This window comes from Pseudomonas sp. Os17, from assembly GCF_001547895.1.
Lineage (GTDB): Bacteria > Pseudomonadota > Gammaproteobacteria > Pseudomonadales > Pseudomonadaceae > Aquipseudomonas.
This window is the reverse complement of the sequence record NZ_AP014627.1, coordinates 5,919,884-5,933,580: the sequence shown is the minus strand read 5'-3', so window position 1 is coordinate 5,933,580 and position 13,697 is coordinate 5,919,884. Positions and strand designations below refer to the sequence as shown.

General features: G+C 63.0%; 9 protein-coding genes. 3 read left to right on the top strand and 6 right to left on the bottom strand.

Translation table 11 applies throughout. From position 1 onward, the window contains the following. Window positions 1-17 precede the first annotated feature (17 nt). Complete coding sequence (locus tag POS17_RS26225) at window positions 18-3,866, bottom strand: sensor domain-containing protein (RefSeq protein ID WP_060841178.1); 3,849 nt, start codon at window positions 3,864-3,866, stop codon at window positions 18-20. A gap of 282 nt (window positions 3,867-4,148) precedes the next feature. Between POS17_RS26225 and ettA the strand changes: the two genes are divergently transcribed. After that, window positions 4,149-5,813 carry an energy-dependent translational throttle protein EttA gene (ettA, locus tag POS17_RS26220; protein ID WP_016967012.1) on the top strand — a complete coding sequence of 555 codons (1,665 nt, stop codon included), beginning with the start codon at window positions 4,149-4,151 and terminating at the stop codon, window positions 5,811-5,813. A 68-nt stretch (window positions 5,814-5,881) separates the two neighbouring features. On the opposite strand, the gene POS17_RS31985 is transcribed toward ettA, so the two are convergent. Continuing rightward, a complete protein-coding gene (locus tag POS17_RS31985; RefSeq protein WP_129406527.1) occupies window positions 5,882-6,136 on the bottom strand; it encodes a hypothetical protein in 255 nt (84 codons plus the stop codon). On the opposite strand from POS17_RS31985, the gene gdhA reads away from it, so the two are divergent. Further along, window positions 6,135-7,472 (top strand): NADP-specific glutamate dehydrogenase, encoded by a 1,338-nt coding sequence (gene gdhA, locus POS17_RS26215; protein ID WP_060841177.1) that lies wholly within the window; start codon window positions 6,135-6,137, stop codon window positions 7,470-7,472. The two genes, POS17_RS31985 and gdhA, sit on opposite strands and share 2 nt — an antisense overlap. Window positions 7,473-7,478: 6 nt before the next feature. Here the strand turns inward: gdhA and POS17_RS26210 are convergent, their stop codons facing one another. From POS17_RS26210 to POS17_RS26195, 4 genes are all read right to left on the bottom strand, one after another. Continuing rightward, the gene (locus POS17_RS26210; protein WP_060841176.1) at window positions 7,479-7,973 is read right to left on the bottom strand and encodes a GreA/GreB family elongation factor; all 495 of its coding nucleotides are present in this window, start codon (window positions 7,971-7,973) and stop codon (window positions 7,479-7,481) included. A gap of 70 nt (window positions 7,974-8,043) precedes the next feature. Then, on the bottom strand, window positions 8,044-8,400 hold the full coding sequence (locus POS17_RS26205) for a hypothetical protein (RefSeq protein ID WP_060841175.1): 357 nt from the start codon (window positions 8,398-8,400) through the stop codon (window positions 8,044-8,046). A gap of 99 nt (window positions 8,401-8,499) precedes the next feature. After that, window positions 8,500-10,353 (bottom strand): Lnb N-terminal periplasmic domain-containing protein, encoded by a 1,854-nt coding sequence (locus tag POS17_RS26200; RefSeq protein WP_060841174.1) that lies wholly within the window; start codon window positions 10,351-10,353, stop codon window positions 8,500-8,502. Between the two features lie 92 nt (window positions 10,354-10,445). Further along, window positions 10,446-10,934, bottom strand: coding sequence for a DUF3015 domain-containing protein (locus POS17_RS26195; RefSeq protein ID WP_016967017.1), 489 nt, complete (start codon window positions 10,932-10,934; stop codon window positions 10,446-10,448). A gap of 276 nt (window positions 10,935-11,210) precedes the next feature. Here POS17_RS26195 and POS17_RS26190 point away from each other — a divergent pair, with 276 nt between their 5' ends. Further along, window positions 11,211-13,649 carry a Lon protease family protein gene (locus tag POS17_RS26190; protein WP_060841173.1) on the top strand — a complete coding sequence of 813 codons (2,439 nt, stop codon included), beginning with the start codon at window positions 11,211-11,213 and terminating at the stop codon, window positions 13,647-13,649. Window positions 13,650-13,697 lie beyond the last annotated feature (48 nt).

Sequence of the window (13,697 nt, the reverse complement as noted above, 5' to 3'; positions counted from 1 at the left end):
GAAGCTTGCCACTGCCTTTAGTCGAACATGAACAGGGCGTCGTTGCTGAATTGCGCTTCGAAGCGATTGGCCGGCATCGGCCGGCCGAACAGGTAGCCCTGGACCTCGTCGCAGCCGTGTTCGCGCAGGAACTCCAGCTGCTCGTGGGTTTCCACGCCCTCGGCGATCACCGCCAGGTTCAGGCTGTGGGCCATGGCGATGATGGCGCGGGCGATTTGCGCATCCTGCTCGCCGGATGGCAGGCCGTCGACGAAGGTGCGGTCGATCTTCAGCACGTCGATGGGGAACTGCTTGAGGTAGTTGAGTGAGGAATAGCCGGTACCGAAGTCGTCGACCGCGATGCTCAGGCCGAGATTCTTCAGGCCGTCGAGGATCTGCATCGCCTCGCTGACTTCGCGCATCAGGATGCTTTCGGTCAGTTCCAGTTCCAGGCACGCCGGCGGCAGGCCGGTGTCCTTGAGGATGGTGGCGATGCGCATGCCCAGCTGGCCGTCGGAGAACTGCCGCGCGGAGATGTTCACCGAGACCTTCGGCACCCGCACCTTGGCCTGGTGCCAGGCCTTGAGCTGGCGGCAGGCTTCGCTGATCACCCAGTCGCCGACATCCACCACCAGGCCCAGTTCTTCCAGGACCGGAATGAAATCCCCCGGCGGCACCAGGCCGCGCCGCGGATGCCGCCAGCGCAGCAGCGCCTCGGCGCCGGTCAGGCGCTTGCCGTCGCCGCTGAACTGCGGCTGGTAATAAAGCACGAACTCTTCCTGCTCCAGAGCGTGGCGCAGGTCGCTTTCCAGCTCCAGGCGCTCCAGGGCGCTGGCGTTCATGTCGGCCTGGTAGAACTGGAAGTTGTTCTTGCCGCGTTCCTTGGCGTGGTACATCGCGGTGTCGGCGTTCTTCATCAACTGGCTCAGTTCGTTGCCGTCCTGCGGACTCAGGGCAATCCCGATACTGGCGGTGACAAAGAACTCCCGGCCTTCGAGGACGAAGGGCTTGACCAGGCTGGCGAGGATCTTCTCGGCCACGTTGATGGCCCGGTTCAGGGCTATTTCGCGACTGGAACGGGGTTGCAGGAGCAGGGTGAACTCGTCGCCGCCCATGCGCGCCACGGTGTCGTCATCGTCGACGCAACCCAGCAGGCGAGTGGCCATTTCCTTGAGCATGCGATCCCCGGCGGCGTGGCCCAGGGAGTCGTTGATCGGCTTGAAGCGGTCCAGGTCGAGGAACATCAGCACCACCCAGGACTTTTGCCGCTCCGCCGATTGCAGCGCGGTGTGAAGGCGGTCCTGGAACAGGGTGCGGTTGGGCAGGTGGGTCAGGGCGTCGTAGTAGGCCAGGCGGTGAATCCGCTGTTCGCTGGCCTTGCGCTCGCTGATGTCGCTGAAGAAGCACACGTAGCTGGCCAGGTCGCCTTCGTCGTCGAGCACTGCGGTGATCCCGACCCAGGCCGGGTAGTGTTCGCCATTGCGGCGTTTTAGCCAGACTTCGCCTTCCCAGGTGCTGTGCTGGTGCAACTGCTTGAGCACGTAGCCCAGGTGGGCTTCCTGCTGCTCGTCGACGGTGAGCATGTTGGGCAACTGGTCGAGTACCTGGGACACGGCGTAGCCGCTGACCCGGCTGAAGGCTTCGTTGGCCTGCACGATGTAGCCGGCCGGGTCGGTGATCAGGATCGCCGAAGTCGAGTGCTCGAATACCGTGGCCGCCATGCGCAGGTCTTTTTCCGCCCGGCGCTGCTGGCTGATGTCGCGGCCGACCCCGAGCACGCCTTCGAAGGCGCCGTGCTCGTCCCACACCAGGACCAGGCGCAGTTCGATGGGGATCTTGCGGCCGTCGGCCCGCAGGCAGTCGAAGAGGAACAACTGGGTCTGCACCTGGCTGCGCAATTGCGCCAGTTGCTCGGGTTTGTCCAGGGCCTTGCTGACCCGGTCCATCAGGGCATAGATGCCGGTCAGTTGCTGCGGGTTGGCGATGGTCGACTGCCAGCCGTTCTGGAAGATCCACTCCACGTCGTAGCCCAGTACGGCATGCACCGAGGGGCTGACGTAGTTCAGCGAGAGCTTGCTGTCGGTGGAGAAGATCACGTCGCTGATGCTCTCGGCGAGCATGCGGTAGCGTTGCTCGCTGTCACGCAGCGATTCGCTGGCCTCGATCTGGTCGGTGATGTCCTTGGCCACGCCGATGATGCGCGTCACCTGGTCGTAGCGGTCCCGGGCCAGGGCCTGCTCGCGGATTTCGAAGCGCCGCCACTGGCCGCTACGGTGGCGGAAGCGCAATTGGCATTGCAGGAGCTGGGCGTAGGCCGAGTGGCGCTGCTCCTGGCGCAGGCGGTGATAGAGGTCGGCGTCTTCCGGGTGCAGGAGAATTTCCCAGAAGTATTCGCCCATCTGGTGCAGTTCGGTCTTGTTGTAGCCCAGGGTCTGGCCCAGGTGGTGGTTGCTGAAGATCATCCGCTGGCTGATCACGTCCTGCACGTACAGGTGATCGGGCACGGTGCGCACCACGTCGGACCAGAACCCCTCGCGCTCCAGCAGCGACAGCTCGATCAGCTTGCGACTGGTGATGTCGCTGATGCTGAGGATCACCGCACTGTAGTCCTCGACGGCCTCCGGCAGGCGCAGGACCAGCCACAGGTGCTGGTCATTGCCCTGGGCGTCGCTGAGCTTGATTTCCAGTTCCAGCTGTTTCTGCTGGTTGACCACCGCTTCCAGCAATTGGCAGCCGATCGCGTTGCCGTTATTCGGGTTGCCTTCTATCAGCAGTTGCCAGGCCTGCTCGCTGGACTCGACGTTGAGCAGGCGCAGGGCCACTTGGTTGACTTCGGTGATGCGCAATTCACTGAGCAGCTGCTGGCGATGATCCGGGTGGCTGGCTTGCCAGCGCTTGAGCTGGTCGCTGTTGTGCACATGGTGCTTGTCGAGCAGCTCCGGGAGCCCGGCGATATCCATGACGCACAGGGCCACGCCGGTGCCTTCGAAGATGTCCTGGTAGCGCCGCCGGCCTTCGTGCAACTGGCGCTGGCGCCGGCGCATGTTCAACAGGGCGATCACCGGCAGCAGGGAGAAGGCCAGGCCCAGCAGGCATTTGCCGATAAAGGCCGGCAGCAGCTCCTCGATCACGGCCTGCTGGTCGAACAGGCCGCGCAGTTGCCAGTCACTGTTGCTCAGGGGCACCAGCAGTACGCTGTCGGCCATTTCACCGGGATCCAGCATGCCCGGGGTCGGGGTGCTGTGCTCGTCGCGCTTGATCACCTGGCGGCTGAGACGGTTCTCGATCACCCAGGTGGGCTTGAAGCTTCCTTCGCTCTGGCGCACCAGGGTCTGCAGGAAGCTCGGCGCCAGGCGCAGAACCCAGTAACTGGGGGTGGCGCCGCTGGACTGGTGCAGCAGCACGTGCACCACCGAACCGTCGGCGGGGTTGCTGTAGTAGTAGCGCTGCAAGTGGCTGCGCTGGATCAGTTCGGCGAGCCAGGGAGCGTCATGGCTGTCGCTGGCGCTGTCGCTGAGAATCTGTCCGGAGGCATCCAGCAAGGCAAAGCTGCGCACATCCGGCAGGGAACGCTGGAGCTTGTGCAGTAATTGCTGCTGTTGCTGGCTGTCCTGTGGCGATTCGACGATCGGTAGCAGATTGAGGGCGATCTGCGCATTGAGCGCCAGGTTCAGGCTCAGGTGGTCGGCCAGTTCGGCACTGTAGTCGATGGCGTGCTGGCGTTGGTCCTTGCGGGTTTGCTGCAATTGGTCGAGCAGTTGCCAGAACAACAGAGCCAGGAGGAGCAGCACCAGCGTTGCCAGTGCGCCTTTGAGTGTGCCCCGCAAAGGATAGGCCGACGCGGAGGCTCTAGCGCGCGCGGGCTGTGGCGAAATAACGTTGGACAAGCTGTGATCCTGCGGTTTGGCTGGGCTGGCGCGACGTGCACTATAAGCCGGACGCCCGAAGGGCGGCTAGCATGCCTTGAGTTGTGGCAAAGTGCCAGTCCCGCTTGGCTGGACCTGGATCGTGCATTGAGGTAGTTTTGCCGGTTACGCGGGAGCGTTCCAGCTCCAGACAATCAGGCTTTTTCCGCCCGCCGGTATTGATCATGGTCAATGCCGGCGCTGCGCATGGCCTGGCCCGGGCCCGGCCCGTTCTATTCATCAGTCACTGACGCTAGGTTCACCATGGCTCAATACGTCTTCACCATGCATCGGCTGGGCAAAGTTGTTCCGCCGAAGCGGGAAATCCTGAAAAACATCTCCCTGTCTTTTTTTCCCGGCGCCAAGATCGGCGTGCTGGGCCTCAACGGTTCGGGCAAGTCCACACTGCTGAAAATCATGGCCGGCGTCGACACCGAGTTCGAAGGTGAAGCCCGTCCGATGCCGGACCTGAACATCGGCTACCTGCCTCAGGAACCACAGCTGGATCCAACCAAGACCGTGCGTGAAGTGGTCGAGGAAGCGGTGAGCGTGATCAAGGACGCCCAGGCACGCCTGGACGAAGTCTACGCCGCCTACGCCGAGCCGGATGCCGACTTCGACAAGCTGGCCGCCGAACAGGCCAAGCTGGAAGCCATCCTGCAAGCCAGCGACGGCCATAACCTGGAGCGCCAGCTGGAAGTGGCTGCCGACGCCCTGCGCCTGCCGGCCTGGGATGCCAAGGTCGAGCACCTGTCCGGTGGTGAGAAGCGTCGTGTGGCCCTGTGCCGCCTGCTGCTGTCGGCCCCCGACATGCTGCTGCTGGACGAACCGACCAACCACCTGGACGCCGACTCGGTGGCCTGGCTGGAGCATTTCCTCCACGACTTCCCGGGCACCGTGGTCGCGATCACGCACGACCGTTACTTCCTCGACAACGTCGCCGGCTGGATTCTCGAACTCGACCGCGGCGCGGGTATTCCATACGAGGGCAACTACTCGGGTTGGCTGGAAGCCAAGTCCGCGCGTCTGGCCCAGGAATCCAAGCAGCAGTCGGCCCATGAGAAGGCCATGAAGGAAGAGCTGGAGTGGGTGCGCAAAGGCGCCAAGGCCCGCCAGTCGAAATCCAAGGCACGTCTGCAACGCTTCGAGGAAATGCAGTCCCAGGAGTTCCAGAAGCGCAGCGAAACCAACGAGATCTACATCCCGGCCGGTCCGCGCCTGGGTGACAAGGTCATCGAGTTCAAGAACGTCACCAAGGGCTATGGCGATCGCGTCCTGATCGACAACCTGTCGTTCTCCATGCCCAAAGGCGCCATCGTCGGCGTGATCGGCGGCAACGGTGCCGGTAAGTCGACCCTGTTCCGCATGATCATGGGCAAGGAAACCCCGGATTCGGGCAGCATCGAGATCGGCGAAACCGTGCAGCTCGCCTGCGTGGACCAGAGCCGCGAGGACCTGGACGGCAGCAAGACCGTGTTCCAGCAGATTTCCGACGGGTCCGACCAGATCCGCATCGGCAACTACGAGATCCCGTCGCGCACCTACGTCGGCCGTTTCAACTTCAAGGGCGGCGACCAGCAGAAGTTCGTCAAGGACCTCTCCGGTGGTGAGCGTGGCCGTCTGCACCTGGCCCTGACCCTGAAAGAGGGCGGCAACGTCCTGCTGCTCGACGAACCGTCCAACGACCTCGACGTTGAAACCCTGCGTTCCCTGGAGGAAGCCCTGCTGGACTTCCCGGGCGCCGCCATTGTGATCTCCCACGACCGGTGGTTCCTGGACCGGGTGGCCACTCACATCCTGGCTTACGAAGACGATTCCCAAGCGGTGTTCTTCGAAGGCAACTACACCGAGTACGAAGCCGATCGCAAGAAGCGCCTGGGCGAAGCCGCAGCGCAACCGCACCGTGTGCGGCACAAGAAGCTGGCCTGACCGGCTTGCTGCTTGAAACAAACGGAGCCTTCGGGCTCCGTTTTTTTTGTTCGTCGGCAAACCGGCCCCTACAAAAAACGGCCGTTGCGCTGTGCGTCGACTGGTCGGTGAAGGGTTTTCTGCGGCTCCCCAAAAACGTGCAGGCCTTGGAATTTGTGCCACCAAATCCGTGCACAAAACCCCTGAAAATCGTCGTCATTTATATCTAATGCACCATTTAAATTCATATCTGCGACATTTTGCGCTGTCGCGGTGCGAGTTGAATTGATAAAGTCCCGGGCAAATCTCCCCTTAACGACAATAAATTTGCCGAGACTTCCCATGATCGAATCCGTCGAAGACTTCCTCGCCCGCCTGAAAAAGCGCGACCCGGACCAGCCCGAGTTTCACCAGGCGGTGGAAGAGGTTCTGCGCAGCCTCTGGCCATTTCTCGAAGCCAATCCGCACTACCTGAGCTCCGGCATTCTCGAGCGCATCTGCGAGCCGGAACGCACCGTGGTGTTTCGTGTGTCCTGGGTCGACGATCAAGGCAAGGTCAGGGTCAACCGCGGCTTCCGCATCCAGATGAACAGCGCCATCGGCCCCTACAAGGGCGGCTTGCGCTTCCATCCGTCGGTCAACATGGGGGTGCTGAAATTCCTCGCCTTCGAGCAGACCTTCAAAAACTCTCTGACCTCCCTGCCCATGGGCGGCGGCAAGGGCGGCTCGGACTTCAACCCCAAAGGCAAGAGCGATGCCGAGGTCATGCGCTTCTGCCAGGCCTTCATGACCGAGCTGTACCGGCATATCGGCGCCGATGTGGACGTGCCGGCAGGCGACATCGGCGTTGGCGCCCGGGAGATCGGCTTTCTCTTTGGCCAGTACAAGCGCCTGAGCAACCAGTTCACTTCGGTGCTGACCGGCAAGGGCATCAGCTACGGCGGCAGCCTGATTCGTCCGGAAGCCACGGGGTTCGGCTGTGTGTACTTCGCCGAGGAAATGCTCAAGCGTCGCGGTGACCGGGTCGAAGGCAAGCGAGTGGCGATCTCCGGTTCCGGCAACGTCGCCCAGTACGCGGCCCGCAAGGTCATGGACCTGGGGGGCAAGGTGATCTCCCTGTCCGACTCCGAAGGCACCCTGTATTGCGAGTCCGGCCTGAGCGAGGAGCAGTGGCTGGCGGTGCTGGAACTGAAGAACGTGCAGCGTGGGCGGATCAGCGAGCTGGCGGCCCGCTTCGGCCTGGAGTTCCGCGCCGGCAAGACCCCGTGGGACCTGGCCTGCGATATCGCCCTGCCTTGCGCCACGCAGAACGAGCTGGATGCCGAGTCTGCTCATGCCCTGCTGCGCAACGGCTGCACCTGTGTCGCCGAAGGCGCCAACATGCCGACCACGCTGGAGGCTGTGGATATCTTTATCGACGCGGGCATCCTGTTTGCCCCGGGCAAGGCCTCCAACGCCGGTGGCGTGGCGGTGAGCGGCCTGGAGATGTCGCAGAACGCCATGCGCCTGCTGTGGACCGCCGGTGAAGTCGACAGCAAGCTGCACGCCATCATGCAGTCGATCCACCATGCCTGCGTGCATTACGGCGAAGAAAATGGCCGGATCAACTACGTCAAGGGCGCGAACATCGCCGGCTTCGTCAAGGTGGCCGATGCCATGCTGGCCCAGGGCGTGGTCTGAGGCGTCTCAGGCCGGTTCGATACGGATGATCTCGATCAACTGATTGCCCGCCGGCCGTTGCCACAGCACCTCGTCACCGGGTTGTGCCCCCAGCAGGGCACGACCCAGGGGCGAGGCCCAGTTGATCAGACCCCGAGCCGCATCGGCTTGATCCTCCCCGACCAGTTGCACGCTTTGCTGATGATCCTGTTCATCGACGAAGGTCACGCGGCTGCCGATCTGGACCTTGTCGGTCGAAGTGGCTGCCGTCACCACCTGGGCGCTGTGCAGGCGCTGGGTGAAATAACGCAAGTCGCGCTCAAGTTCGGCCACCCGCTGCTTGTCGGCGGCGTCCCCCAGATCATTTTGCTCGGTGTGCTGGCTGTGCAGCAGGGCGACTCTGGCCTGCAATTCGGCAAAGCCCTGGGGCGTGACGTAGTTGGGCTGGGCGCTGATCTGGCGCTCCACGGGCTGCTCGGCCTGGGCAGCGGCCTGATCTTCATTGACGAAAGCGCGGCTCATGATGTTCTCCTTGAGTGGAGGGGAGGCCATGGTTGCAGGCTTTTAGGCCGGGCGGTTGCCTGAAAGCGACCTACTGCGAGCGATAGGCCCGGGCCGCGTCGCGGTCCTTTTCCTGTTGCCAGGCCCGTTCCCGCTCGTCCCAGTGCCGCGTTCGATAGTCGTTGCGGTCCTGATTCTCCAGCATCGCCTGGCATTGGCGGAAACCGTCGTCCCAGCCTTCGGCGTATTGCGGGTCCTTGAGGTAGCGCGGCACGTCCTTGCGGAACTCCCCGCGTATCGACCCCGCTGCCTGGCGTCCACTGACGCAGCCCGCGTCGAAACCGTCGACAAAGGCCGGCGGATAGCCTTGCTTGAGCAAATACTCGTGGTTCGACTCACAACCACCGATCAGGGCCAGCGCCAGCACAGCCCAACCATAGCGCCACATCCAGAAACTCCCGGGCTTCACTTGAGTGAAGTCTAGAAGGGCAATTGTCGGCGAGGCGTGAAAACCTTGTCGCGAACCGCTTGAAGCTTGCGGCTGCTCTTAATAGTGATACCACTTGAGTTCGAGCATCACTTCGTTCACCGGAGTCGCCAGTTGGCTGAACTCCCGTTGCGCGCTCAAGCGCAGGCCGAGGTTGCGCGACAGTTCCCACTGCTGGTTGAGGCTCAGGCTGCGACGCACCTCGCCGTTGGTGAAGTAGTCGCCCTTGGCTTCGAGGCTGAAATTGCCCAGCGGGTTTTTCCACAGCAGTCCGGAGTTGAAGCCTGCCGCCGGGGCGATGAAACCGGCGAAATCGGCGTTGTGCTCGACCCGCACGGTGCCCAGGACAAAGCCCAGCGTGTCTTCGCCCAACTGCCAGGTGCCACCGGCACCACCGTTGACATGGCTGACCAGGGTTTCATCGTCGTGCTTGCCCGGCACCCGCTCCAGGCCGCCGGTGACCTGCCAGGACCAGGGCTGCAGCAGCTCGTTGCGCGGGGTCAGGGAGCGGATGGTGGCCAGGTCCAGCTGCTGCAGCTGCCAGTGGTTGCCTTCGTACTGGCGCAGTTTCATCTGCAGGATCTCGATCTGCGCCCCCAGGGGAAAGCCTTCGGCGTTGTCGTTCAGGTCGTGGTAGGCCATGCGCAGGCCGTATTCGGCGAAGGCCCGGTCGTCCCGGGTGCCGACGCCCAGTTGCCAGGTGCGGGACTGGTGGCCGTCTTCCGGCAGGCCGGGCCGTTGGATCTGCAGCTCGGGCGCCGGGTTCTGGTTGATCGCCCGCAGCAGTTCGAAGCTGCGCTGGGAACGCTCGGCATCACGCTCCAGGCCGTTGGCCCGATAGCGTTCGAGGCGGTAGGCGGCATCGACGATCAGGGCCTGGCGATCCCGGGGCAGGGCCTTGAATTCGCCTGTCTGCAATTGTTTCTGATCGGCGCTGACCTTGAGTACCCACTGCTGTTCGGCGTGGCTCAGGGGCTGGGCGCGGCTGAGCAGCTCGCGTTCCCGGGAGGGGCGATAGTCGATCCGCTCCACCAGGCCGGCGTCCTTGACGGCCTTGACCGTGTCGGTGGGAATGGCCGTCAGGGGGAACTGGCCAGTCAGGCGCAGGCTGGGGCGTGCCACCTGCAGCAGCTCCAGCAGGCGGTAGGAGCAGTTCTCGTCGAAGAAGAAGTAGTCGAACTTGATCTGCTTGAGTTCCCAGACGTGCTCCACCATGCGTTCGGTTTCGGCTTGGGTCAGATTCAGCCGGTATTCCCACAGGTCGCGGTTTTCCAGGCTGCGGTATTCCGAGAGCTTTTCCTGGTAGGGCACCAGGGCGAAGAGCCCGGGGTAGCCGCCCATCAGGCCTTTCCAGGCGTACAGAATGCTGTTGTCGGAGCCTTCGATGTAGGCGCCGAAGTTGATCGCGTAGCTGAGCAGGGCGGTGTGGTTGCTCTGCACATCGGCTTGGTCGATGCGCAGCAGGGTGTGGCCGAACATCGACGAGGGGCTGTTCAGGTACGCGGCGGGAAAGATCATCACCGTGCTGTGGGGCGAGACGTCCTTGAACCACTGGGTGAATTCGGCGCACTCCACCCGCGGCAAATCGTTCAGGCCCAGTTGTGCCTTGAGCCAGCGGGTGCGGGACGGGTAGACGCACTGGGCATGCCGGTCACCGGCGTCGGCCGGGGCATAGAGGGCTTTCAGGGTCGCGGCCAGCTCGGCATCGGGATGATGGGCACCGTCGGCCGCCAGGAAGAACTTCGGGTCGCTGACGTAACTGCGCCAGCCACCGAGCTTGGCGGTTTCGTAATGACCTATGGAAATCCAGAAGGGGTCATGGGCCAGTTGCTGCAAACGTTGAGGGTCGATCTGGGGCGCGGCATACAGCGGGGCGCAGACACAGAGCGCCAGGTAGGCAAGGCGTTTGAGCATGGTGGGCAACTTAAGTCGGAAATACAAAGACCCAAGATGGGCAAGGTCCGGAAAATAAAACCCGCTCCCCGGAGGAAGCGGGCGGGTCGAGCTTAAGCGGGAGTGGCGTATTTCGCCAGGCGCGCATCGTTCTTCAACACGGCCAGGGTATTGGTGTGCACATCTTCCGCGGTCACGTCAGCCTTGCTGAAGATCTGTTGGAAGTGTTCGTGGGTGACCGCGGCGAAATGCGCACGGTCTTCAGGTGCCACGCCGAGGACTACGGCATAGGTGGTCAGGGCTTCGCCTTGACCCTTGGCCATGTCTTCGGAGAGCTCGTTCATCATGCCGTTCATGGCGAACCAGGATTTGCCGCCATAGGTCAGCGATGCGTTGGTGGAGCAACCGTTGGTGCCGGAGGTCATGCCAAAGGTGGCGTTGCCGGAGGTGCCGTTGGTGGTGGAGGCCAGGAAGTGCGCCGGAGTGCCACGCTGGCCTTGGAACAGCATGTTGCCCCAGCCGCAATCCGGACCACCGGGCGCTTGAGCCATGGCGTTGAGGGATACAGCGGTGAAAAGAGTACCGAGAAGAATCCGTTTCATAGCGTTGTTCTCTTTGTGTGCATACCAATGGACGGGGGAGACTGGCCCGTGGGGGCACCAGTGGGCCGGTTATCTATCCAGCCGCGCAGTTTGGAGTTTAGGCAGGTTCCCCGGGTTCCGTGATTTTTTACAAACAGTGTCGGAAACAGCAGGTTTTATTTGTCGCGGGGGACAGTATCCGGCTTGTCTATGCTTTCCCCTGAGGCGCGCCTTGCCAGCCGGGCATACCCGGCGCCAGAATGCCGCCATCTGCCCCGCCTGATGTAAGGAAGCCCGATGCCTGATCCTGTTGCTGCCAGCCTGCGTCTCGCGCCTGAAGCGCTGACCCGCCCTTTCTCTGCTGAACAGTTCAGCTTCTCGACCACCAATGATTTGGAGCCCTTTCGCGGTGTGCTTGGCCAGGAACGTGCGGTCGAAGCCTTGCAGTTTGGCGTGGCCATGCCGCGCCCCGGTTACAACGTGTTTGTCATGGGCGAGCCGGGCACCGGCCGCTTCTCCTTCGTCAAGCGCTACCTGAAAGCCGAAGGCAAACGCCTGCAGACCCCGTCCGACTGGGTCTACGTCAACAATTTCGACGAGCCCAGGGAGCCCAGGGCGCTGGAGTTGCCCGCCGGTGCCGCCGGCAACTTCATCAGCGATATCAACGGCCTGATCGACAACCTGCTGGCGACCTTCCCGGCGGTTTTCGAGCATCCGTCCTATCAGCAGAAGAAGAGCGCCATCGACCGTGCCTTCAACCAGCGTTATGACCGTGCCCTGGATGTGATCGAGCGCCTGGCACTGGAAAAGGACGTGGCGCTGTATCGCGACAGCAGCAACATCGCCTTTACCCCGATGTTCGATGGCAAGGCCCTGGACGAGGCCGAGTTCGCTCAGTTGCCGGAGGCTGATCGCGAGCGCTTCCACGAGGACATTTCCGCGCTGGAAGAGCGTCTTAACGAAGAGCTGGCGAGCCTGCCGCAATGGAAGCGCGAGTCGAGCAACCAGCTGCGCCAGCTCAATGAGGAAACCATCACCCTGGCCTTGCAGCCCTTGCTCGCGCCGCTGTCCGAGAAGTACGCGGAAAACGCCGCGGTCTGTGGATACCTGCAGGCGATGCAGGTCTATCTGTTGAAGACGGTGGTCGAGCAGTTGGTGGACGACAGCAAGACCGACGCGGTGGCGCGCAAGCTGCTGGAAGAGCAGTACTGCCCGAGCCTGGTGGTGGGTCACCCGGCCAGTGGTGGCGCGCCGGTGGTGTTCGAGCCTCACCCGACCTACGACAACCTGTTCGGCCGGATCGAGTACAGCACCGATCAGGGCGCGCTCTACACCACCTACCGGCAATTGCGCCCCGGTGCCTTGCATCGGGCCAATGGCGGCTTCCTGATCCTGGAAGCCGAGAAGATGCTCAGCGAGCCCTTTGTCTGGGACGCCCTCAAGCGTGCCCTGCAGTCGCGCAAGCTGAAGATGGAATCGCCTCTGGGCGAGATGGGCCGCCTGGCCACCGTGACCCTGACGCCGCAGATGATCCCGTTGCAGGTCAAGGTCATCATCATCGGTGCCCGCCAGCTGTATTACACGCTGCAGGACCTGGACCCGGACTTCCAGGAGATGTTCCGGGTACTGGTGGATTTCGACGAAGACATTCCGATGGTGGACGAGAGCCTGGAGCAATTCGCCCAACTGCTCAAAACCCGCACCTCGGAGGAGGGCATGGCGCCGCTGACGGCTGATGCCGTGGCGCGGCTGGCCACCTACAGTGCGCGTCTGGCGGAACACCAGGGGCGCCTTTCGGCGCGGATCGGCGATCTGTTCCAACTGGTCAGCGAGGCCGACTTCATCCGTCACCTGGCCTCGGACGAAATGACCGACGCCGGGCACATCGAACGGGCACTGAAAGCCAAGGCCACGCGTACCGGTCGGGTGTCGGCGCGGATTCTCGACGACATGCTGGCCGGGATCATCCTGATCGACACCGACGGCGCGGCCGTGGGCAAGTGCAACGGCCTGACGGTGCTGGAAGTCGGCGACTCGGCGTTCGGGGTGCCGGCGCGGATTTCCGCCACGGTGTATCCCGGTGGCAGCGGCATTGTCGACATCGAGCGTGAGGTCAATCTGGGCCAGCCGATTCACTCCAAGGGGGTGATGATCCTGACCGGTTACCTGGGCAGTCGCTATGCCCAGGAGTTCCCCCTGGCGATTTCCGCCAGCATTGCCCTGGAGCAGTCCTACGGTTACGTGGACGGTGACAGTGCTTCCCTGGGAGAGGCCTGCACCTTGATTTCGGCGCTGTCGAAAACTCCGCTCAAGCAGTGTTTCGCCATCACCGGCTCGATCAACCAGTTCGGCGAAGTGCAGGCGGTGGGTGGGGTCAACGAGAAGATCGAAGGTTTCTTCCGGCTGTGCGAGGCTCGCGGTCTGACCGGAGAGCAGGGGGCAATCATTCCCCAGGCCAACGTGGCCACCCTGATGCTCGACGAGAAAGTGCTGCAGGCAGTGCGTGCCGGGCAGTTCCATGTGTACGCGGTGCGTCAGGCCGACGAGGCCCTGAGCCTGCTGGTGGGTGAGCCGGCCGGTGAGCCGGATGCCGAAGGGCAGTTCCCCGAAGGCAGCGTCAATGCACGGGTTGTGGAGCGCCTGCGGGTCATCGCCGAGATGATCAGTGAGGAAGACCTCAAGGAGGCGGAAAAGGAGTTGGCGCAAGAGGCGCTGAGTGAAACCAAGCCTGCGTGATGGCTGTCGATGGCGAGGGCAGTGTCCCTCGCTGTCGGCGTCGGGAGT